This window comes from Thermosynechococcus sp. GLH187, from assembly GCF_031583395.1.
Lineage (GTDB): Bacteria > Cyanobacteriota > Cyanobacteriia > Thermosynechococcales > Thermosynechococcaceae > Thermosynechococcus.
The window spans coordinates 1,737,889-1,758,737 of record NZ_CP134175.1 but is presented as its reverse complement, the minus strand read 5'-3'; the positions used below and the strand labels follow the sequence as shown (position 1 = coordinate 1,758,737).

At 53.6% G+C, this 20,849-nt stretch carries 23 protein-coding genes; 12 read left to right on the top strand and 11 right to left on the bottom strand.

The window, feature by feature from the left end:
* Positions 1-17 precede the first annotated feature (17 nt).
* A complete protein-coding gene (locus RHI63_RS08605) occupies positions 18-1,544 on the bottom strand; it encodes a UbiD family decarboxylase (protein WP_310821490.1) in 1,527 nt (508 codons plus the stop codon).
* Between the two features lie 64 nt (positions 1,545-1,608).
* On the opposite strand from RHI63_RS08605, the gene lpxA reads away from it, so the two are divergent.
* The 3 genes from lpxA to RHI63_RS08590 are packed head-to-tail and all read left to right on the top strand — an operon-like array spanning position 1,609 to position 4,444.
* The gene (gene lpxA / locus RHI63_RS08600) at positions 1,609-2,412 is read left to right on the top strand and encodes an acyl-ACP--UDP-N-acetylglucosamine O-acyltransferase (RefSeq protein ID WP_206199817.1); all 804 of its coding nucleotides are present in this window, start codon (positions 1,609-1,611) and stop codon (positions 2,410-2,412) included.
* A gap of 54 nt (positions 2,413-2,466) precedes the next feature.
* Complete coding sequence (locus RHI63_RS08595; protein ID WP_206199816.1) at positions 2,467-3,000, top strand: hypothetical protein; 534 nt, start codon at positions 2,467-2,469, stop codon at positions 2,998-3,000.
* 7 nt (positions 3,001-3,007) lie between these two features.
* On the top strand, positions 3,008-4,444 hold the full coding sequence (locus tag RHI63_RS08590) for a serine/threonine-protein kinase (RefSeq protein ID WP_206199815.1): 1,437 nt from the start codon (positions 3,008-3,010) through the stop codon (positions 4,442-4,444).
* Between the two features lie 7 nt (positions 4,445-4,451).
* Here the strand turns inward: RHI63_RS08590 and RHI63_RS08585 are convergent, their stop codons facing one another.
* Positions 4,452-5,150 (bottom strand): DUF1995 family protein, encoded by a 699-nt coding sequence (locus tag RHI63_RS08585; protein WP_310744457.1) that lies wholly within the window; start codon positions 5,148-5,150, stop codon positions 4,452-4,454.
* A gap of 5 nt (positions 5,151-5,155) precedes the next feature.
* Positions 5,156-5,485, bottom strand: coding sequence for an Hpt domain-containing protein (locus tag RHI63_RS08580; RefSeq protein WP_225901540.1), 330 nt, complete (start codon positions 5,483-5,485; stop codon positions 5,156-5,158).
* A 203-nt stretch (positions 5,486-5,688) separates the two neighbouring features.
* On the opposite strand from RHI63_RS08580, the gene argC reads away from it, so the two are divergent.
* Positions 5,689-6,741 (top strand): N-acetyl-gamma-glutamyl-phosphate reductase, encoded by a 1,053-nt coding sequence (gene argC, locus RHI63_RS08575; RefSeq protein WP_206199812.1) that lies wholly within the window; start codon positions 5,689-5,691, stop codon positions 6,739-6,741.
* A 3-nt stretch (positions 6,742-6,744) separates the two neighbouring features.
* Here argC and RHI63_RS08570 read toward each other — a convergent pair whose 3' ends face one another.
* From RHI63_RS08570 to hemH, 3 genes are all read right to left on the bottom strand, one after another.
* Positions 6,745-6,915 carry a hypothetical protein gene (locus tag RHI63_RS08570; protein ID WP_206199811.1) on the bottom strand — a complete coding sequence of 57 codons (171 nt, stop codon included), beginning with the start codon at positions 6,913-6,915 and terminating at the stop codon, positions 6,745-6,747.
* A gap of 6 nt (positions 6,916-6,921) precedes the next feature.
* On the bottom strand, positions 6,922-7,212 hold the full coding sequence (locus RHI63_RS08565) for a hypothetical protein (protein ID WP_206199810.1): 291 nt from the start codon (positions 7,210-7,212) through the stop codon (positions 6,922-6,924).
* Positions 7,213-7,292: 80 nt separating this feature from the next.
* Entirely contained in the window at positions 7,293-8,459 is a 1,167-nt protein-coding gene (hemH, locus tag RHI63_RS08560; protein WP_206199809.1) for a ferrochelatase, read from the bottom strand.
* 120 nt (positions 8,460-8,579) lie between these two features.
* Between hemH and RHI63_RS08555 the strand changes: the two genes are divergently transcribed.
* From RHI63_RS08555 to RHI63_RS08545, 3 genes are all read left to right on the top strand, one after another.
* Positions 8,580-10,172 carry an Hsp70 family protein gene (locus RHI63_RS08555; RefSeq protein ID WP_310800131.1) on the top strand — a complete coding sequence of 531 codons (1,593 nt, stop codon included), beginning with the start codon at positions 8,580-8,582 and terminating at the stop codon, positions 10,170-10,172.
* Between the two features lie 12 nt (positions 10,173-10,184).
* Positions 10,185-10,448, top strand: a complete 264-nt coding sequence (locus RHI63_RS08550; RefSeq protein ID WP_302678062.1) for a DUF3146 family protein — start codon at positions 10,185-10,187, stop codon at positions 10,446-10,448.
* Positions 10,449-10,513: 65 nt separating this feature from the next.
* Complete coding sequence (locus RHI63_RS08545; RefSeq protein ID WP_011058047.1) at positions 10,514-10,717, top strand: hypothetical protein; 204 nt, start codon at positions 10,514-10,516, stop codon at positions 10,715-10,717.
* On the opposite strand, the gene RHI63_RS08540 is transcribed toward RHI63_RS08545, so the two are convergent.
* Genes RHI63_RS08540 through RHI63_RS08530 form a run of 3 tightly spaced genes read right to left on the bottom strand, consistent with a single transcriptional unit; the run spans position 10,695 to position 15,125 of the window.
* On the bottom strand, positions 10,695-11,840 hold the full coding sequence (locus RHI63_RS08540) for a tyrosine-type recombinase/integrase (protein WP_310821489.1): 1,146 nt from the start codon (positions 11,838-11,840) through the stop codon (positions 10,695-10,697). The genes RHI63_RS08545 and RHI63_RS08540 overlap by 23 nt on opposite strands.
* A complete protein-coding gene (locus RHI63_RS08535) occupies positions 11,815-14,121 on the bottom strand; it encodes a heavy metal translocating P-type ATPase (RefSeq protein WP_310821488.1) in 2,307 nt (768 codons plus the stop codon). The genes RHI63_RS08540 and RHI63_RS08535 overlap by 26 nt, the downstream gene beginning before the upstream one ends.
* Before the next feature lie 23 nt (positions 14,122-14,144).
* The gene (locus tag RHI63_RS08530) at positions 14,145-15,125 is read right to left on the bottom strand and encodes a bestrophin family protein (RefSeq protein ID WP_206199804.1); all 981 of its coding nucleotides are present in this window, start codon (positions 15,123-15,125) and stop codon (positions 14,145-14,147) included.
* A gap of 187 nt (positions 15,126-15,312) precedes the next feature.
* Between RHI63_RS08530 and RHI63_RS08525 the strand changes: the two genes are divergently transcribed.
* Both RHI63_RS08525 and RHI63_RS08520 read left to right on the top strand, forming a co-directional pair.
* Entirely contained in the window at positions 15,313-15,522 is a 210-nt protein-coding gene (locus RHI63_RS08525; RefSeq protein WP_302676119.1) for a chlorophyll a/b-binding protein, read from the top strand.
* A gap of 245 nt (positions 15,523-15,767) precedes the next feature.
* Complete coding sequence (locus RHI63_RS08520) at positions 15,768-16,175, top strand: hypothetical protein (RefSeq protein ID WP_310821487.1); 408 nt, start codon at positions 15,768-15,770, stop codon at positions 16,173-16,175.
* On the opposite strand, the gene RHI63_RS08515 is transcribed toward RHI63_RS08520, so the two are convergent.
* Positions 16,164-17,429, bottom strand: coding sequence for a hypothetical protein (locus RHI63_RS08515; protein ID WP_310821486.1), 1,266 nt, complete (start codon positions 17,427-17,429; stop codon positions 16,164-16,166). The genes RHI63_RS08520 and RHI63_RS08515 overlap by 12 nt on opposite strands.
* An 89-nt stretch (positions 17,430-17,518) precedes the next feature.
* Here RHI63_RS08515 and RHI63_RS08510 point away from each other — a divergent pair, with 89 nt between their 5' ends.
* Both RHI63_RS08510 and RHI63_RS08505 read left to right on the top strand, forming a co-directional pair.
* Positions 17,519-17,680 (top strand): IS630 transposase-related protein, encoded by a 162-nt coding sequence (locus RHI63_RS08510; protein WP_310821485.1) that lies wholly within the window; start codon positions 17,519-17,521, stop codon positions 17,678-17,680.
* Positions 17,681-17,901: 221 nt separating this feature from the next.
* Positions 17,902-18,036 (top strand): transposase, encoded by a 135-nt coding sequence (locus tag RHI63_RS08505; protein WP_206199800.1) that lies wholly within the window; start codon positions 17,902-17,904, stop codon positions 18,034-18,036.
* 84 nt (positions 18,037-18,120) lie between these two features.
* On the opposite strand, the gene galE is transcribed toward RHI63_RS08505, so the two are convergent.
* The gene (galE, locus tag RHI63_RS08500; protein WP_310821484.1) at positions 18,121-19,173 is read right to left on the bottom strand and encodes a UDP-glucose 4-epimerase GalE; all 1,053 of its coding nucleotides are present in this window, start codon (positions 19,171-19,173) and stop codon (positions 18,121-18,123) included.
* 44 nt (positions 19,174-19,217) lie between these two features.
* Here galE and RHI63_RS08495 point away from each other — a divergent pair, with 44 nt between their 5' ends.
* Positions 19,218-20,843 (top strand): peptide chain release factor 3, encoded by a 1,626-nt coding sequence (locus RHI63_RS08495; RefSeq protein ID WP_206199798.1) that lies wholly within the window; start codon positions 19,218-19,220, stop codon positions 20,841-20,843.
* Positions 20,844-20,849: the final 6 nt, after the last annotated feature.

Here is a 20,849-nt window from a genome sequence, read left to right as displayed (position 1 = left end):
AACCGTTGTTTCTTCGATTATCGCCAACGAAAGGCGGGGTCTAGCTCATAGCCGAACCGCGTTGCATCTACGGCTGTTAGGTCAATATCCCCAAGGCCATATTCCTGCCAGCGTTCTGTGACTCGCCGTGCCACCTCAGGATCCGATGTGAGGGGATCGCCCCAAGGATGGTCTGTTTCTGGGGGAATTTTCGTGGTGGCATCAATGCCCATGCGTCCCCCAAGGCCGATTTTTTCGCTGGCAAAGTCAAGGGAGTCAAAGGGGGTATCTCCCAAAATAAAGACATCGCGGCTGGGATCCACCTTGGAGCTGATCGCCCACACCACCTGACGCGGATCACGAATATTGATCTCTTTGTCCACAACAATCACAAACTTGGTGTAGGTAAATTGGGGTAGGGCACTCCAAAAGGCGAGGGCAGCGCGGCGTGCTTGGCCAGGATAGGCTTTGTCAATGGAAATAATCGCCGCCTTATAACTGAGGGCTTCCATGGGCAAAAAGAAGTCCACAATCTCCGGTACCTGCTGCCGCAGAATGGGTGTGTAAATGCGGTTGAGGGCAAGGGCAATCATCGCCTCTTCCTTGGGCGGGCGGCCACTAAAGGTGGTGAGATAGATGGGATTGCGGCGATGGGTCAGGCAGTGGAAATGAATGACGGGCGAATCTTCTACACCACCGTAGTAGCCCATGTGATCGCCACAGGGGCCATCGGGCAAAACTTCACCGGGGGTAATGGTGCCCTCAAGGACAAATTCTGCGTGGGCAGGCACCTCCAAATCAACGGTTTTGCACTTGGCCAAATGAATGCCCCCACCGCCATAAAGCCCGGCAAAAAGCCACTCCGACAAATCCACGGGAATTGGCGTTGCCGCCGCCATGATGATTAGAGGATGCACCCCCAATGCCACAGCCACTTCTAACTTTTTGCCACGGGCGGCAGCTTTGCGGAGATGGCGTGCCCCTCCCCGCACTGAAAGCCAATGCACGGTCATGGTGGTTGGGGATTGCAGTTGCAGGCGGTAAACCCCGACATTGGGAATGCCCGTCTCACAGTCTTTGGTAATGACGAGACCAAGGGTAATAATTTTGCCTGCATCCTTGGGGTAGGGGCGAATCAGGGGCAGTTGCCGTAGATCCAAATCGGGGGCTTTGATCACCACCTGCTGACAGAGGGGTAACAAATCGCGGCTCGGCTTGGCACGGACAACATCAAAGAGAATTTTGCCGAAATCAAGGGCTTGACTCAGGGTTTTGGGCGGCTTCGGCTGTTGTAGCTTAGCCAACTTTTCCCCTAGGGTTTCCAGTTCTAGGGGGTGTTCCATTTTCATGGCCCAGCACACCCGCTCTAGGGTTCCCAAGAGATTAATGGCGACGGGATAGGGGGAACCAATGACTTTTTCAAACAGTAACGCTGGCCCGCCGGCAGCCAACAGGCGGTTACAGATTTCCGCCATCTCCAGATCGGGATCAACGGGTACGGTGATGCGTCGCAGTTGTTGCCGCTGTTCTAAAAGCTGGAGATATTGCCGCAGGTCGTTCATCATCGGGGATCAAAATCGCTTAATCTCTTTTATGTTAAGAATCTTTAGCCAATCGTGCAGGAATGTCATGGCGGTTCATCCCACGGCGGTGATTGAGGCGGGTGCCCACATTGGGGAAGAGGTAGAAATTGGTCCTTTTTGCTATGTGGCGGCCACGGTGGAGATTGGACGCGGTACGCAGTTGGCTCCCCATGTCACTCTGTTAGGATATACCCGTCTTGGCGAGAACTGCAAAGTGCATAGTGGGGCGGTGATTGGCGATCTCCCCCAAGATGTGGCTTATCAAGGGGGGATTAGCTATGTCCACATTGGCGATCGCTGTACGTTGCGCGAGGGCGTGACCATTCATCGGGGAACCCAACCAGAAACCGTCACCCATGTCGGGCATGATTGTCTGTTGATGGCCCACAGTCATTTGGGTCACAATGTTTATGTGGGAAACCATGTGACGATCGCCAATAATACTTTGATTGCCGGGTATGCCCATGTGGGCGATCGCGCCTTTATCAGCGGTAACTGCCTTGTGCATCAATTTACGCGCATTGGGCGCTTGGCCATGCTCTCCGGCGGCACTGCCATTCAAAAAGATGTGCCCCCCTTTTGTATGACCCGCAGCCTGAGTACCAATACGATCATGGGCTTGAATGTGGTGGGTTTGCGGCGAGCGGGCTTTTCGGCTCAAGACCGACAGCTCCTCAAAAAGGCCTTGGATATTCTCTACCGCTCCCAATTGACCACCTCCCAAGCCGTTCAACACCTGCGGGAACAGTTTATCCATCCCCTCATTCAAGAGTTTTGCGATTTTATTAGTGCCTCAGAACGAGGGATTTGCCACTTTGTCCGCCGGGGAGAAGGGGGTGATTTGTCCTGAGGAGGGTCAACTTTTCGAGTACGATCGCCCAACAGACGCTTGCTCCTATTCCCCATGGCTGAAGTGCTGTTATTATCCCTGATGAGCGGTAGCCTCGGTGTCTCAGCACTGCTTTACTATCAGTGGTGGGGCTGGCAGGAGCAACTCAGCCAACAACGCGATGAAGAAGAGGAACAGTTGACCACCTACCCCTCCAAAGAAGAACAGCGTCAAGTATCCCCCAAGCTGGGAGGTTGGGAATTCAAAATCCTGCGATCGCGCCGCAACCAATTTCATGATCCCGATGTCCTGCGCAAAGTCTGCCAAGAGGAAGCCCAAGGGGGTTGGATTTTATTTGAGAAGCTCGACGATCGTCGATTGCGCTTTAAGCGGCCCATGGCCCTGCGGGAAAAAATCAAGCCCAGTGCCAACTACGATCCCTACCGCAGCTACTATGGGTCTCGGTTTGAATGGGAATCTTTGTTGTCCGTGATACTCTTGATGATGATGGCAACCTTACCTGCATATTTGGGCTATCGCTTGGTTATTCTCAGTCAACGCTTAGCCCCACTGCCAACCACTCCTCCATCTGCTCCATTGCGTCCCTAAGGTGCCTATGTCCTCCCTGAGTTTGCTGAGTGTGGGCACAACCCTCCAAGGGGGAAAATATCGCCTCGATGCCCTTTTGAGTCAGGGGGGCTTTGGTGTCACCTATCGCGCCACCCACACCCTGCTCCATCAGCCAGTGGTGCTCAAAACATTGAACTTGCAGCAGGAACCCCCGAAGCGGATTCATGATCTGGGGGAGCGGTTTATCCAAGAAGCGCAGCGCCTTGCCCAGTTTAATCATCCCCACATTGTGCGCGTCAGTGATTGCTTTATTGAGGGGGGGCGTCCCTTCATTGTCATGGACTATATCCCCGGACGCACCCTTGCCCAAGTGATCCAAGAAGAAGGCCCCCTACCGGAAAAAACGGCTCTCCACTATATTCGCCAAGTAGCTAGCGCCCTTGAATTAGTGCATGAGCATGGGCTGCTGCACCGCGATGTCAAGCCCGATAACATCATGCTGCGGGACGGCACAGATCAAGTGGTGCTGATTGACTTTGGCATTGCCCGTGAATACACTGCTGGGGTGACGGAAACAAATACGGGATTGCTCTCAGCAGGTTATGCGCCGGTGGAGCAGTATTTACCCCGCCACCAATGGACGCCGGCAACGGATGTCTATGCCCTAGCAGCAACGCTCTATGCCCTTTTGGCAGGACGCCCTCCTGTGGCCTCGGTCTTGCGCGATCGCGTGCCTCTCGAGGATTTACGCCAGTTTCAGCCCAATCTTAGTCAGCGCACCATTGATGCCATTGAAGCAGGAATGGCTTTGGATGTCCGCGAACGTCCCCAAACGGTGCAGGCGTGGCTGCAACTGCTCATGGGACAGCCCGTGGCGCGTCAAACCACAGCAACGGTAGCGGTGATGCCGCAGTACCGATCCACTATCTTGGCAAATACTCAACCGGAGGGGACAGCCGTCGTTGCTCCCCCCAAACAACGCAATTTTTCGCCGTGGCTATGGCTGTTGGGAACGGCAATCTTTGGCAGCTTAGCAGGCATTGGCCTAGGGCTATTTTTGCGCAACCAACCCGTGGACACAGTCACCCCTCGCCCCCCGCGTCCTCAGGAACAGGAATTTCCACCCACCCTGCCGACCATTGTGCCACCTGTAGAGGTGACGCCCACCCCCACCCCGACACCGACGCCAGAGCCGGAACCCACCCCTACGGAACCGACGCCCACCCCAGAGCCAACGGAAACGCCTACCCCTAGCCCGAGTCCTGAGGAAACATCCCCAGAGCCAACGCCGACTCCTCCGCCATCCCTCTCTCCAAAACCCCCAAAGTCCCCAAAGCCCCCAAAGAACGCAGAGCCTCCCGTCGCCCCTCCCACCGCCGTTGAACCATCTCCACCAACACCTACGCCCTCACCGCCACCGACAGAGGCAATGCCCGAGGTGTCACCCCCCCCAACCAGTAACACTGAACCGGCCACCCCTTAGAGATTGGTTAGTTCTGGAGTGCTCGCAAAAAGGCACTCAAGCGACTAAAGACTCCCTGACCACGGGGTTTGCCTTGGGGCGTCAGGGCATGCTCAATGTCTTCACTACTGGGGCGTTGCTCAAATTCTGCTAGGCAGGTGGGGGCGGTTTCGCCGTATTGCCAAATTTGCCACGGTTGCGGATAACAGCGCCAGAGAATGATGGTTTCTGCGAGGGGACGAAGGTAGTAGCAGGGTTCAAGGGTGTTGAGAAATCGCTCCCGCAGCCGCCGACCGGCGTAGCCAATACCAACGACGGCCACATCCTGAAGCCTTGGGTTCAAAAGGATAAAGGGGCGATCGCCCGCCGTTTCACACATCTGCTCAATGGCATTGGCTTCTACAGGGGTTGGGGCAACGATGACAATGGCGCGATCGCTCGCTGTAATGGGTGTCAGTAGTTCATTCACGCCCCGCACACCATAGGCAGTTTCACCCCATTCGCGACGGGCAAGGGCGGCAGATCCAGCATCGGCAAAAAAGACCTTGAGATCACGACCTAGTTCCTCAAACAAAGGGAGGTAGCCAGCGGCAAAGGCCATCGCATTGAGATCGGGCAACAGGATCTCGATTTGCAGGCGATTTTTACCCTCTTGAAGCGCCGCTTGGGTGGCCTGTTGAGCTTGGCTGAGGGCAGTCTCCAGACTATCGGGGGGCAGGATCGACATGGGTCTTAAGCGGAGACCTCACTGGCAACGGTGGCAAACAGGCGTTGTAGCTCTTCCACTAGGGTTTTCGCTTGGGCGAGCGTTTGCGGGGTCGTGGATTGTTCCAGTTGGGCAGCGATGGTTTGCATGGCAGTAATGCCGACATTGCCACTGGCGCCCTTGAGATGATGGGCATCCCGCTTGATTTGATCAACGTTTCCCTGATTGACCGCTTCCGCCAATGCTTGGAGACGCTGCTGGGCATCCTCAACAAAGGTTTGCAGCAATTCCATTTCAAACTCGCGATCGCCCCCCGAAAGGGCAGCCAAGTAGTCCCAATCAATTGGCGATGTCATCGATTCACAATTCCCCACAGGTTACTCGTCGTTATTTTAGCCTGTACCAGCCAAGGCGGTTCAAGGGTTAGGTGAGGAAACGCAAGGGGAGATTTGTAATAATTCTTAACTTTATCACCGTGGTCTGCCCCCTTGGCGAAACAGGGGATTCGATGGCACTATCGCAGTGGTGAGGCCAACAACAGCGGCAGGATTGAGGAACGATGGGCGATCGCGTGACGGTGGGGATTGTGGGGGCCTCTGGCTATGGGGGCGTCCAACTGGTGCGTTTACTCCTTGACCATCCCCAAGTGGAGATTGCATACCTTGGCGGTGAGGGGAGTGCGGGTCGCCCCTACACGGAGCTATATCCCCATTTGCAGGGTCGGGTGAATCTCACGGTGGAACCCGTATCCGTGGAGGTGATTCGCGATCGCGCCCAAGTGGTGTTTCTCTCGCTGCCCAATGGCATTGCCTGTAAGCTTGCCCCGCAACTCCTTGAGCAGGGCTGCAAAGTGCTGGATTTGTCGGCAGACTATCGCTTTCAGGATTTGAAAACCTACACCCAGTGGTACGGTGAACCAAGGGAAGATGAGGCTACGACCCGACAGGCGGTCTACGGCTTGCCAGAACTCTATCGCGATCGCATTCGCCAAAGTGCCCTTATTGGTTGTCCGGGGTGTTATCCCACCGCTAGCTTGCTGGCTCTAGCACCCTTGATCAAGCAGGGTCTGATTGAACCGAATACGGCAATTATTGATGCCAAGTCCGGTACCTCCGGCGGCGGTCGTCAGGGCAAAATCAATCTCCTGCTTGCGGAAGCTGACAACTCCCTTGCTCCCTACAGTGTTGCTCGACATCGCCACACGCCAGAAATTGAAGCCATTTGTAGCGAATTGGCCGGCCAAAGCGTCCTTGTGCAGTTCACGCCGCACCTTGTCCCCATGCCGCGGGGGATTTTGGCCACTGTCTATGCCACACTGCGGGATCCGGGTCTAGTGCGTGAAGATTTAATCACCATCTACCAAGCTTTTTATCGCCATTCCCCTTGGGTGAATATCCTGCCCCCCGGCCTCTATCCCCAGACGAAATGGGCATGGGGCACCAATGCCTGTTTTATTGGCATTGAGGTGGATGAGCGTACTGGACGCATTATTGTTATGTCCGCCATTGATAACCTAATGAAGGGACAGGCTTCCCAAGCGGTGCAATGCTTGAATCTAATGATGGGCTGGCCAGAAACGCTGGGCTTACCCCAGGTCGCCTTTTATCCCTAGGACTCAAGTTTCATCCTGTTCGACCAAGGGCAGGCGATCGCCCCGTAATAGCTCAGTGCTGCTTGCACTCAAAGACAATCCCATCTGCCATAATCCCTGCCCTAGGCACAAAGCCGCCAGAAAGGGAGCGGTACTCAAGCTTAAGAGTAACGTTGTCGGTGTCAAGCCAGCCATCAGGATTTAGGACTCATCACTATCTGAACCATCCGCCTCCTCATCAGGAGGAACATTGGCAAAGAGCAAGTCTCGGGATTTCTTCAGTTGCTTCCAAAGCACCTTAATTTGATTGTAGGCCTCCTCAGAGCTGATCTTACCGCCCGTTTCCAGACCACAAATATAGCTCACCCGTTGAGCAAATTCCTGCAAATTGGCATTAAAGGCCAAGTTTTGCGGCGTAAATGCACCATGGTAGCGGCTGGTGGGGAAGAGGAATTTTTCTTTGTCAAATTTCGGTGTGGGCGATTCAGACACAGGGGTAGCCCTTTGCCAATAAGGTTATCCTTATTCTAGCGACAATTTCTAGGGTTCTATGGCAGGAGTTGAGTAAAGTCTCAAAGCAGTCCAAGCATGTGCAATGGCCCTTGGCCACTGATTAACTCAATGATCAAGGCTAAAAATCCCAACATTGCCAAGCGACCATTCCAACGTTCGGCAGCGGAGGTCATCCCCCATTCCCAGCGCTCTTGAGGGTAGAGCTTCACCCGCTTGCGGGACTTATTCACCTCAGCAAAGGTACGCGGTGGTGCTGCAAGGGCATCCTTCACCAGTTGGGCAAGGGCACTAATAAAGCCACTGTGATCATTAAGAGCAGGCACGCGCCGAAAGACTTCAATGCCCGCTTCTTCGGCAATCTCGCGGTACTCGATGTCAATTTCTTGGAGGGTTTCAATGTGCTCTGAAATGAAGCTAATGGGAACAACAACAAGGGTTTTCACCCCTTGAGCGGCCAACTCAGGAATCACATCTTCGGTGTAGGGTTGCAGCCACTCCACTGGCCCCACCCGACTTTGGTAGGCCAACACATGGGCATTGGGGCGATTCAGGGCAGCCATGATGAGCTTCACGCAGGCTTCGATTTCCTCTTGGTAGGGATCCCCTGCTTCGGTGACATAGCTTTTGGGAACGCCGTGGGCACTAAAGAAAATCACGGCTTCGTCAGGGTTGGGGCATTGGTCGAGTTCTTGGCGAATCAAGTCCGCCATAGCCGCCACATAGCCGGGGTGGTTGTACCAAGAGGGGATCAGCGTATAGCGAATCTTTTGCAATTCAGGGTCTTGGTTCCACAAGCTCTCTAGGAGGCGAAAACTAGAGCCACTGGTGCTAATGGAAAACTGTGGGTAAAGGGGTAAAATCACTAGATCGCGAATTTGATCCGCTTTGATTTGGGCGATCGCCTCCTCGGTAAAGGGGTGCCAGTAGCGCATACCAATGTACAAATTGGCCTCAATGCCAATGCGTTCTAGGGCGTCTTTCAGGGCACGGGCTTGCTGTTCAGTCATGCGCCGTAGGGGGGAGCCGCCACCAATTTGGGCATAGTTGGCCTGAGAACGCCGGGCACGACTGGTGGAGATAAACCAAGCAAGGGGATTTTGTAGCCAACGGAAGGGCAGGCGAATGATTTCGGGATCAGAGAACAGGTTGTACAAAAAGGGGCGCACATCCTCGGGGCGATCGGGCCCCCCTAAATTGAGAAGTAGTACACCTGTTTGGCTCGCCATGCCCAAAATCACCTAAATCTTTTCGCGATCGCTTTCTTATTGTGACATACTCTCAGGATCTCAGGGGGAGAAAATCTCGCTAAGGTAGGGATGAGAGAATGCGGTTGATGTGTGCAAACGGTGACCTACGCAATTGATTTTGGAACCAGTAATACGTTGGTGGCGCGGTGGAATTATGCCACCCAAGCAGCCGAAGCGGTAACGCTCTCTGGACTCTCGGTGGGGTTTGGTGAGGTACCGGCGCTCATTCCTAGCTTGGCCTATGTGGAGGATGCCAGTGTTCCTCTGGTCGTGGTAGGGCAGCAGGTGCGCGATCGCGGCTTGGATGGGGTGGGCGATCGTCGCTTTTTCTCGCGGTTTAAGCGGGGGATTGGCGCCACCGTACAGGGCTATTTACCCGAGCTGGATGGCTGTTCTTTGAGCTTTGAAACCATTGGCACGTGGTTTTTGCAAGCCCTGTTGAAGGACCTGAAACACACTAGCGGCGGCGATGTCGAACAGGGGTTGATCTTCACCGTGCCGGTGGATAGCTTTGAAACCTATCGCAGTTGGCTGTTGCAGGTGTGTGAGGGGTTTGCCATTGAGCAAATTCGCCTCTTGGATGAACCCACGGCTGCGGCCTTAGGTTATGGCGTGGCCGATCGCCCGCTGATCTTGGTGATTGATTTTGGCGGGGGCACCCTCGATCTCTCCCTTGTCGAACTCAAGAGCGATCAACGCCAAAGCCGTCCCTTGGGATTTATTCTCAAGTGGGGCGATCGCCAGTGGGCCTCAAGCGACAACCAACGGCCTCGCACAGCGCGGGTGATTGCCAAAGCAGGCTTGAATTTAGGGGGCACGGATATTGACCACTGGATTGTCGATGAGTGGGTAAAACGCGGCATGACCGCCAATAGCCTACTGCTGCGCCTTGCCGAGCGCTTAAAAATTCAACTCTCGCAGCAGCCCTATGCCCAAGAGGTGTACTTTGACAGCGAAACATTTCACACCCTAGAGATCCGCCTCGAACGCTCGGAACTGGAGGAGCTACTCCATCAGCAGCAATTTTTCCAACGTCTGGATGATGCTCTCACCCAAGTGCTCCAACAGGCACGCCGCCAAGGCATCACCCCCGACACGATTGATGCGGTGCTCCTAGTGGGGGGGACAACGCAAATTCCCGCAGTGCAAAAATGGGTTGCTGAGTATTTTGAGGCCACAAAGATCAACGCCCAACAGCCTTTTACAGCGGTGGCCATGGGTGCTCTAGCAGTGACCCAAGGGCTGGATGTCAAGGATTTTCTCTACCACAGCTACGGCATTCGCTTCTGGGATGCTAAGCTCAACCGTCATGGCTGGCACCCCATTATCCAGCGGGGACAACCCTACCCCATGGGCGAACCCGTGGAATTGATTTTAGGGGCCTCGACGGAGGGACAGCCCAGTATTGAACTGGTGATTGGTGAATTGGGGGACGAGCAAGGGGGTGTGGAGATCTTTTTTGATGGCGATCGCCTGATTACCCGTAGTGCCGGTGAACGCACGGTGCAGCCCCTCAATGACACCCCCCAAGGCAAAACCCTCGCCAAGCTGGATCCCCCTGGCTATCCGGGGAGCGATCGCATTCGGGTCCTCTTTCAAGTGGATGGCGATCGCCAACTGCGGGTTACCGTTGATGACTTGCTCACCCAAGAGCGTCTCATCAATAATCAAATCGTCACCCAATTGCGTTGACCGAATTGCATTGTGGCTTCCCATTCCCTACCCCAAACTACTGCCTATGTCCGCATCATTGCCCAAAGTTGGCAAGAGGGTCACATTCGTGGCCACGTCTGCGCCAGCGAGTACCAGTGGGAATTTTGCTGGCAATTCAGGGCGAAAAAGCTGCAAATCTCCCCAGCCTTTGGGCGTGCTCTGATCAAAGAACCCTTGGGGCGGTTTCTCGAAGCCCAAGACTACCAATTAGAGCCGGGGGGTGATTATGAATTTGTTGTCCGTGCCAAGTTTTAGGTGCGTTCCGCTGTGCCTAAGCTACAATCAGTGAGGAAACCTGTGCTGATATTGCCAGATAGCCTATGTTCTTGAGCGAATTAGCGCCCCTTGTCAAAGAGTTGAGCCAAAAACCCGTTGCCTTTATGGGCGGCTTTGTCTCTGGATTGTTGGGGTTGAGCCTTGATCAAAAGCCAGTCAGCGATTGGCTCAAGCAGTACGGCGACTATCAGCCCCCCAGCCCGCCGCCACCCCCCCCCAGTGACTTCAAGAGCATTCGAATTGAGTAAGGACACGAGCCACTGCCTGCCGTTGATCCCGTAGGGTCAGCCAGCGGTGGTAGGTTTGGGTATGAATCGCCACACTGTGTCCCATCATCCGTGCGGCAACGGTATCGGGTAAGCCATAGTGAATTGTGCGCACCGCCCACGCATGGCGCAAGTCATAGGGACGAAAGGGCAAGCCGTAGCGACGGAACTGTTGATTTACCCGCTGGCCAATGCGTTGGAGGGTTGTTTGGGTCAAATCCGTATTGATCCTCGGCAACTGGGGCGATCGCAAGCCAAACACCTCAACCCACTGGGGAGGAAAGGGCCACACCTGATGGCAACCTGTTTTGGTGGTTTCCTGCACCTCGATCATCCCTGCCGGGTCACCTGTGACGAGCCCACTTAAATCGCAGAAGAACACTTCATGATTGCGCAGGCCATAGGCCGCCATCAAGCCATAGACATAGCGCCACTGGGGATTGGGAATTTGCTGGTAGGCGGCTAGAATCTCCTCATCACTGGGTAACTCCCGTGGTTGGAGCGATCGCCGGGAATAGGTGCCCCAAAACTGAGCTAGGGGAATCGGTAACTCCACCCCTAGGAACCGACAAAACCCTTGAAAGGCGGTGCAGGCCACCTGCCGTTGTCGCTTATCAGCGGGGATTTGCTGCAACAGGCCATAGATCAGTTCTGGTAATGAATGGTCGGGATGGGCAGCGGCGGCTTTGAGCAACTGACGCAGATAGGGCGCATAGGCCATCTCCCACGTAGTGCAGCTGCGATCTTGAGCCAGGAAGGCCGTTTCAAAGGCGGCAATTTGCTCTCCTAGGGATAACTCCCCAAGGCGCCCTAACCCCTTGACCCGTTCATAGTCCTGCCAGCGAAAGGTGTTTTCCAGTAATTTGGCGGCAATGATTTTGGCTTCCTTTTCCGCTGCCTTAAGACCGCTGGGGGTGGCGGGTAACCCTAGACTTAAACGCTGTTGGTGGGGGCGGAGCCGATGGCTGCCCGGTCGTGGCGGCAGAGTACCCCTCAGGCTGAGACGTTGGCCGCGTTGTTCAATTTGCAGACCCAACTGCGCTAGTTTGAGGCGTTGATTGACCTGCTGAAGTTGTTGGTTAAGTTTCTGAGGGGACGTGGCCATTGCTGAGGGACTCAGAACTCAACTCGCTGCCGAAATGACCAAAACTGCGGCGAGGACGTTTTTTCCAAGGAATATCGAGAACCCCCGCTTGGGAGCGGCTACGACTGGACTTGTGCTCAACTTTGACGGGGCGATAGTCCGTGAGGATGCGCAGGCTATTCAGTTCGGCCAAGAGCGTGACGCCATTGCTAATCAAGACGGCAATCACGGGGTGCAAGCTCAAAAAGACCCCCGCTAAAACCACACTGACATTGGGAATGACCACAAGGGCGATATTTTGATTGATAATGTTCATCACTTCTTGGCTGAGGGCGATCGCCTGCACCAGTCCCTCAAGGCGATTATTCATCAAGAGAAGATCTGCGGTTTGCCGCGCCGCATCACTGCCTTCAGAAAGGGTAATGGAAATATCAGCGTAGGCCATTGCTGCTGTATCATTGAAGCCTTCGCCCACATAGGCCACGACTTTTTCGCCACCATTTTTAAACTTCTCTAGAAGTTCAACTTTGTCCTCTGGCATTTTATTGGTATAGATTTGACCGAGACGAAAGCCAGTGGCATAGCCCACCGCATTGGCGACTTCGTGGTGATCTCCCGTCACCATATAGCACTCAATACCCCGCTGTTGCAGAGCGGCAATCACACTAGCGGCTTCAGAACGCACGGGGTTGCTATAGAACACCAGTGCCACCAGTTCACCATTACAGGCAACACAGACAAGGGAGCGGTTCCAAAGCACGCCTTCATGGGTGCGCAGTTCATCAAGATCAATGGGCACTTGGCGATCGCCCATCCATTGGGGTGTGCCCACCAAAATCTCTTGCCCCTCGACGGTTGCCGCAACTCCCTTACCCGGTTCATAGACCCAGTTGCTATAGGTTCCCCCCTCAATCCCGCGTTCAGCCGCATACTCAAGGATGGCAAGGGCAAAGGGGTGATTGATTGACTGTTCCACAGTTGCCAGCCAATAGAGCAGCGTTTGTTCACTCAGGCCGGGCTTGAGGAGATTGACCCCCACAATGGTTCCCTTCACTTCCGTCAGTGTGCCGGTTTTGTCAAAAACAATGACATTGACTCGTGAGAGGAGTTCAAGGGCGCGGCCATTGCGAAAATACACCCCGACATGGGGCGCATGGGTGAGGGCTGCCAAAATCGCAGTGGGAATGGTAATGCCAATCCCTGAGCCAAAGTCCAATTGCAGAGGGGCGATCGCCCGATGGGCATCCAAGGTGACCCCATAAACAATGGCAGCCACGCCCATTGCCGGCAAAATGGCTTGGTTCGAGATTTCCTCAGCGTAGTTTTCAATGCGAGTATCCAGTTGCGGCGCTTGGCGAGCCAGTTGCAGCGCTTTGCCCACCTGCGTCTCTTCACCAACGGCTTCAGCAACAACGCAAATTTGTCCCCGCACCACAAGGGAAGAGGCCAGCACCGTTTGTTCAGGTTCACAGGGCAATAGATCCGACTCTCCCGTGAGAAACTGCCGCTGAATCACGGCGGATCCCCAGAGCACGGTACCATCCACGGGCACCGCGGATCCGGCGGCCACAATCACGCGATCGCCCACCTGTAGCTCGCGCACAGAGACATTTTGGCGAGTGCCGCCCCGCTCTACCCAATAGGTGCGCTGTTGATCGAGGGGGTCAAAGACTTGGTTTTCCCCCACTTGAGCGGTCATATCCCGCAGTGACCCCCCCACTTGACCCATAAAGGCAGCTAACACCGGCGCCATGTATTCCCCTTGCAGCGTATGCAGAATCGTCCAGAGGGATTCCAGTTGGGTGACGTTGAGATGGCGGTGTTCGAGGCTCTCTAGGGCTTCTTGGAAGGTGGGCAGTGCCACAATCACAATCACAGTGGCGACAATGGCAAGGTAGAAGGGGGTTTGTACTGGTAGTAGCGCCACGATCGCCAGCGCCAAGGTGGGTAGCGCCATTTTCTCGATAAAGTAAGCGGTGTTCCAAGGGGAGTACACCAACTTATCAATGGGCAGCATCCCCGGTAAGGGTAAACGTTCATCTGCTGCGGCCTGAATCAATTGGCCAAAGCGGTGAAGGGGATTGTCAACTTCGGGACTGTATTGAACAATCAGGCTAGCGGCGGGCAAGTTAAGGCGAATTTGTTGCACACTGTCTTCTTGAACAAAGAGAGCTTGCAGTTGCCGCCCATAGCGATCGTCATATTGCAGGCGGGGAATCCGCAACCGCACTCGCCCCGGTAAGTGATGCACCACTTCGTAATGAACCCTTGCTGGCGGCGGGGAAAGCACAGTTGCAGTCATGATCAATTACCCCTAAGGATCGGTTAAGAAAAGGGCTGGGCGGAGCGATGGCCATGGTTCGGCGCACTAATGAGGTCATTGATATTCTGCTGCATGGTTAGGCAAATTGCATCCAAGGGCAGATCATTGAGGTCACGGCCAAAGGGATTTTCGATTTCGATGCCAATTTCTTCAACGCCAAAGAGGGTAAAGGCAATGAGTCCCACCATTAGGCCTGTCCACCATACGAGGTTATCCACCAGTTGAAAGGGTAGCAGCAAGCAATAGAGAAATAATAGCTGCTTGAGATGAATGGCATAGGCAAGGGGCATCGGTGTTTTCAAAATTCGCTCACAGGCACCCATGGCATCCACCAATTGCACCAGCAGTTCATCCATGTAAGTGAGTTGGTACAGGGACAGGGAGCCACAGCGGTGTTGGTGGTGCAGATAGTCCTCAATCCACAGGGCAATGCGCAAGGGGACATTTTGCACCGTTTGTAGCTCTTTGTATTGATGGGGCTTGAGCAGGGGTTCTAATTCGGCAAAGGATTCTCCTCGCAGGTGTTGCTTGGTGGCGATCGCAAACACCCCCACTAAATGAACGGCATCAATTTTGGCTTGGTGATCCTCCGGACTATTTTCGTCAATGGCAGTCCACATCAAGCGGGTTAGGCTGCGGGAATTATTCACAATGTTGCCCCACTGGCGGCGACCTTCCCAAAAGCGCTCATAGGCAGTGTTGGTGCGAAAGACGAGGAGCAACCCCAGCACAATCGAGGGAATGAGACTGCCTAGCACTGGCCAGTGGACATTGATCACATAAAGGTCGATCACCGTCACCAAGACGCCAAAGCCACCGCAAAAGAGCACTTCCGAAAGAATGGCCGGAATGACCGAGCCACGCAAACGCAGCGCCAGACGTAACCATTGCGGCGGTTGCAACAAAAACTTCGCCACGCCCGACCGATCTCGGGGTAATTGGCGTCTGAAGGGGTGAAAACCGAGGAAAGAGAAGCGGCTCATGAATACCAGTGGGCGATTCCCACCCCAATCTTTAGCACACTGGCGTGCTGAAACCGTGTTTTTACCGCAAAGAACAGCCGAAGAGACTGCAAATCTTAAGAAAATCCGTTACCCCTTGCCATTCCCCGCAAGAAGTGTTAAGTTATATTAAGAACATGAAACACTTTGTAACAAACGGAGGACAAAAATGAGAAGTGGCAGCATTATTGATGAACAAGGCAAAATGAACAACTTTGCCATTGAACCCAAAATGTACGTGATGAGTGAGCCGCAGGCTGGGTTTACTCCCTATGCAGAACTCTTCAATGGTCGCTTGGCCATGATTGGCTTTATCTCCCTGCTGGCCTTGGAAGTGATTACGGGTCACGGTCTGATTGGCTTTTTGAATAGCCTCTAGGTCGTCGCTGCGCTCTTAGGCATATCCGTTCTTCAGCAGCCCTTGTGCGGTTAGAAAGAACAAATAACTCATGGAATGGGTCAGCCTGCCTCTCGGGGTGGGCTTTTTGCTTGTAGTCCTTAGATGAAACAGAGGTCAGTTTAGATCACTCCCAGTGAGAATCCCTAGAGCAAATTCTTGATCTATGTCGCAATTTCTACAGTAGAGCGCATTCACAGCTTCCCAGTAATTTCAAAGAGAAAGATGTGCAAGTTGTCCTTGAAAGGCTCTTGAGAAGTACGTTTCCCAACTTGGATATTAGACGGGAGTACCCTATTCCTCAGCCCTACTCCCATGGTCGATTGATTGACTTTATGCTTGTTAATGAGAAGTTTGCAATTGAGGTCAAGGTAGTCTCAGCACAGAGAGGGGTAGTCTCAGCACAGAGAGGGCGCAATCGATTATTTGACGAATTAGCAATAGACCTTGAAGCGTACCGCCATAGTGAAATGAGTTTTAGAAAATTGATTTGTTTTGTTTACGATCCTAATAATCAATTACCCAATCCGCGTGGCTTTGAAAATCACCTGAGGGGCGATCGCGGGGGATTTGAGGTCATCACAATCGTGGCACAAAATCCTTATCAGGCTAATGGAGTCGCTTCAGCGGGATAGGTGAGTGACAATCACGCAGTTTAAGGCCTTGAAAGGATCGCGAGACAATTGCTTTTCGGGCAACACTTTGCTTAATATCTGTCTCAGGGCATTCAGCACCTTTTCCTGCATATCTTCAACCTTGGCCAGTCCTGCCAGTTGATGGACAACGTTATTGCGTTGCTGATAGTAGGCCTCGATCCGCTGGAAGTGAGGAGCAAGATCCGTTGTTTGGGAGTCATACTCTAAAACTGCTAGCAAAAGCTCCCGCGTCACGACATCAAGGAACAGGCGATCGCCATTTTTGCGCTGGTAGCTTCTGAGGTATTGCCAAAGTCGACCGTGATCGTGGTGTTGCAGCAAGTTCAAGCTGCGTTCTCGCGTTGCCCCATCAGTTGTAACGTCAAGACCCACCGTCTCTTGTACAAAGTATTGCAATAAGTTTTCGTACAAACTCATGGCCAAGATTAGGGCTTCTGCATAGCGCCCCACCGTAAATAGGCCAACAACTTGAAAGTAAGTGTCCCGAAAGAGAGCATGGCGATTGTTCTGCCGCAGTTGGGCGATTTCCTGAAACCAGAGCTTTTCAATCTCAGTTTTGTAGGGGTTGATGGCATCAAAGGCTTGGTGGTAGTTGCGGGCAAGGCGATATTTGCCATAGCGAATCAGTGCTAAGGCCAGAGGAGCCTCAATAGAGCTATGCTTGAGGGAAATTTCAGCCCCTTGGTAGTCATAACTATCCAACTGCTGTTGAATCCCTTGACGATCTAACGCTTGGCGAAAGACATTTAAGTCCACCGCAAATATTCGCTCTTGACCCGGTCGAATTTCTTGGGGATTGCGGGCTTGCCATAGCCGGAGTCGGTGTTGCGTCTCGATCGCCTGTAAAATGCCCCAAGCCGCTTTCATGGCGGGGGTACCAGAGGAACCATTCAGTTCTAGCCAGTCGTTGGAGCCTTGATAATACTTGGCTAGGTGTAGTGCGCGCTTGGCCTCTTGGACGGCGATGACAGGGTTAATTGGGTCTGCGGAGAGTTCCCTGCTGACCACTTTTAGGTGAATTGCCTCCTCGCCAATTTGCAGCTCACTGTGAAGCCAGTCCTTGGTGTCGATCGCCCGTTGTTGAAAGTCTTCTGTGTAGAGCAATAGAACCCGTTTGATCGGCTGCTGTTGGGCTAAAAACTTTGCCAGTGAAACAATGGAGCCTTCTTGGTTGGTTTTCTCAGAGTACGGATCTTGATGACCCACAAAGGAAAGGAGAATGCTACAACCCATAGTGGTTTTCACAGAAGGTCTCTTGTCTATGTTGCCGCAATCGTCCCCTATATTTCAGGCTGTGTCGGAATTGCTTGGTCTGGCAATCAGTGAGCTGCGCCACTATCCACCGCTGGCTGAAGCGAGAGGACTTAGCGCCCACGGTTGTCCCCCGTCGTCCTTGGAAGCTAGATTGGGCAGCCTTGGCAGCGAATGTTGCTGCCCATCCCATTGATGAGACAGCGTTTGACTCTCAGGTGGCCTGTGAGTAGGGGTGGTCAGCGCGAGGCTAACGGATTGATGGAGAGTTGGGAAGTGTCAGAAAAGTAGAGCGTTTAGTAGAGCGTTTAGTGGCAGGACGGTATAGACACCAGAAAGACTTCATCGCCCCAATGCTGTTTTGCGGGTATTTGAATGGGTGAGGGTTTGTGAGCTGGCTGAGTGAGTACTGTTTGCCGGCGTTAGAGAGACCATCGCTGTTGATTAGTTGATTATGGATAATGCACCGATTCATCCCCAAGGGGGGATGCAGGCAGTGGTAAAAGCGGCGGGTCACGCGGTGTTATTTTTACCGAAATCCTCTCCTGATTTGAATGTGGTTGAGCATGACTTTAGTGGGCTGAAGTGAGTGGGCTGAAGCGAGCGCGGAGGTATGCAGGGTCAAACCGTTCTATGGATGAGGTGATTCGCAAGTATTGTGCTGGATGATGTCTCATTCTTTATTGGAATAGCTATATATTGCCACAATCGTGCCTGATCCGTGGCGGTATTGGTGCCATCGCCAAGCGTGATCAATGATTTGCTCGATGTCAGGGTACTGCGGCTGCCAACCTAAAATCTGACGGGCGCGATCGCTATTGGCAACGAGGATTGCGGCGTCTCCTGCTCGGCGATCGCCCTCAACGACTGGAATCGAACAACCTGTGACCCTCTGAGCGGCTTCAATAATTTGCCGCACCGAAAAGCCTTGGCCATTCCCCAAGTTAAAAATTTGCGAGTCGCCGCCACTCAGGAGGTACTTTAATCCCAGCACATGGGCTTGGGCTAGATCCACGACATGGATGTAGTCGCGAATGCAGGTGCCATCGGGAGTAGGGTAATCTGTGCCATAAATGCAGATGTGGGGGCGTCGCCCCATCGCCGCCTGCAACACTAGGGGAATCAAGTGGGTTTCTGGATGGTGATCTTCCCCTAAGCGGGAGTCGGGATCGGCGCCTGCGGCATTGAAATAGCGGAAAATTACCGACTTGAGGCCGTAGGCCCTGCCCATATCGGCAGCAATTTGCTCCACCATCCACTTGGAGCGCCCGTAGGGGTTAATGGGAGCACAGGGACAGGTTTCGCGAATCGGCACCTCTGAGGGCAAGCCATAGACGGCGGCTGTGGAGGAAAAGACAAAATAGGGAATCGCGGCGGCCACCATCGCCTGTAAGAGGGTCAGGGCACCATAAACATTATTTTGATAAAAGCGATCGGGGGAGCGGACAGACTCGCCCACTTCAATATAGGCAGCAAAGTGCATTACTGCCGTCACGGGATAGGTTTGAAAAATCCAATCTAAGAGGGAGCGATCGCCAATATGACCCACAATGAGTTCTGTTTTAAGAACAGACTCGACCAAATCGCGGTGCCCTCGCTCAAGGCTATCTAAAATCAGTACTTGGAAGCCGGCTTGCTGCAGTGCCAAAACGGTATGGCTGCCAATATAGCCCGCGCCCCCGGTGACCAGAATTAGCGGCGAATTATTACCATTATTAATTGTCATTAAAGTCCATCTGTTACACTAGGAAAGCTGCTACAAATTCTGCCATGACCAGTGACTTACACCATGAAATCACCCAAGAGGTGAAACGACGTCGTAATTTCGCCATTATCTCTCACCCGGATGCCGGGAAAACGACGCTGACGGAAAAGTTACTGCTTTACGGTGGGGCTATTCACGAGGCGGGAGCCGTCAAAGCACGACGGGCACAGCGGCAAGCCACCTCTGACTGGATGGAAATGGAGCAACAACGGGGGATTTCGATTACCTCGACGGTCTTGCAGTTTGAGTACCAAGGCTATCAGATTAACCTCTTGGATACCCCCGGCCACCAAGACTTTAGTGAAGATACCTATCGCACCCTTGCGGCGGCTGATAATGCCGTGATGCTGGTGGATGCGGCCAAGGGTTTAGAACCCCAAACCCGTAAGCTCTTTGAGGTGTGCCAACTGCGGGGTCTGCCGATTTTTACATTCATCAACAAGCTGGATCGGCCGGGGCGGGAACCCCTTGAACTGATTGATGAAATTGAACAGGAGCTGGGGCTGATTCCCTATCCTGTGAACTGGCCGCTGGGGATGGGCGATCGCTTTCGCGGCGTCTATGATCGCGTGCGCCGCAACTTTCACTTTTTTGAGCGCACGACCCACGGTAGTCGTGCTGCGGCGGAAACCATCCTTGCCCTTGGCGATCCGGCCATTGACGCCTACATTGAGCCCTATCGCTTGGAATATCACCAACTCAAGGACGAACTGGAACTGCTAGATGGGGTTGGTGCTGAACTCGACCTCAATTTGGTGCATCAGGGAAAAATGACTCCCGTCTTCTTTGGCAGTGCCATGACCAACTTTGGCGTGCGCCTGTTTCTGGAGCACTTTTTGACCTATGCGTTGCCACCCATGGCCTACAAGAGCGATCGCGGGGCGATTGATCCGACGCAGGAGCATTTCACTGGCTTTGTCTTTAAGCTGCAGGCCAATATGGATCCGAAACATCGCGATCGCGTCGCCTTTGTGCGGGTCTGTAGCGGCAAATTTGAAAAGGACATGACCGTCAACCATGCTCGCACCGGCAAAACCATCCGCCTTTCTCGTCCCCAAAAACTCTTTGCCCAAGGTCGCGAATCCCTTGAAACGGCCTATGCGGGCGATGTGATTGGCCTGAATAATCCAGGCATGTTTGCCATTGGCGACACCCTCTATGTCGGCCCCAAATTGGAATATGAAGGCATTCCCTGTTTTTCCCCAGAACTCTTTGCTTATCTGCGCAACCCCAACCCCTCCAAGTTCAAATCCTTCCAAAAAGGGGTGAATGAGCTACGGGAAGAGGGTGCCGTGCAAATCATGTACTCTACCGATGAATCGAAACGAGAACCGATTCTGGCGGCAGTTGGCCAATTGCAATTTGAAGTGGTGCAGTTTCGCCTATTAAACGAATACGGTGTGGAAACTCGTCTTGACCCTCTCCCCTATACCGTTGCGCGCTGGGTACTGGATGGTTGGGAAGCCCTTGCAGCCATTGGCCGCATCTTTAATGCTGTCACCGTCAAAGACAGTTGGGGACGGCCGGTGCTGCTCTTTAAGAATGAGTGGAATCTGCAACAGACAATGGCAGATCATCCCAAACTGCGCCTGAGCGCGATCGCCCCCCTTGCCGCTGTTGTGTCTGCCTAGCTGCCC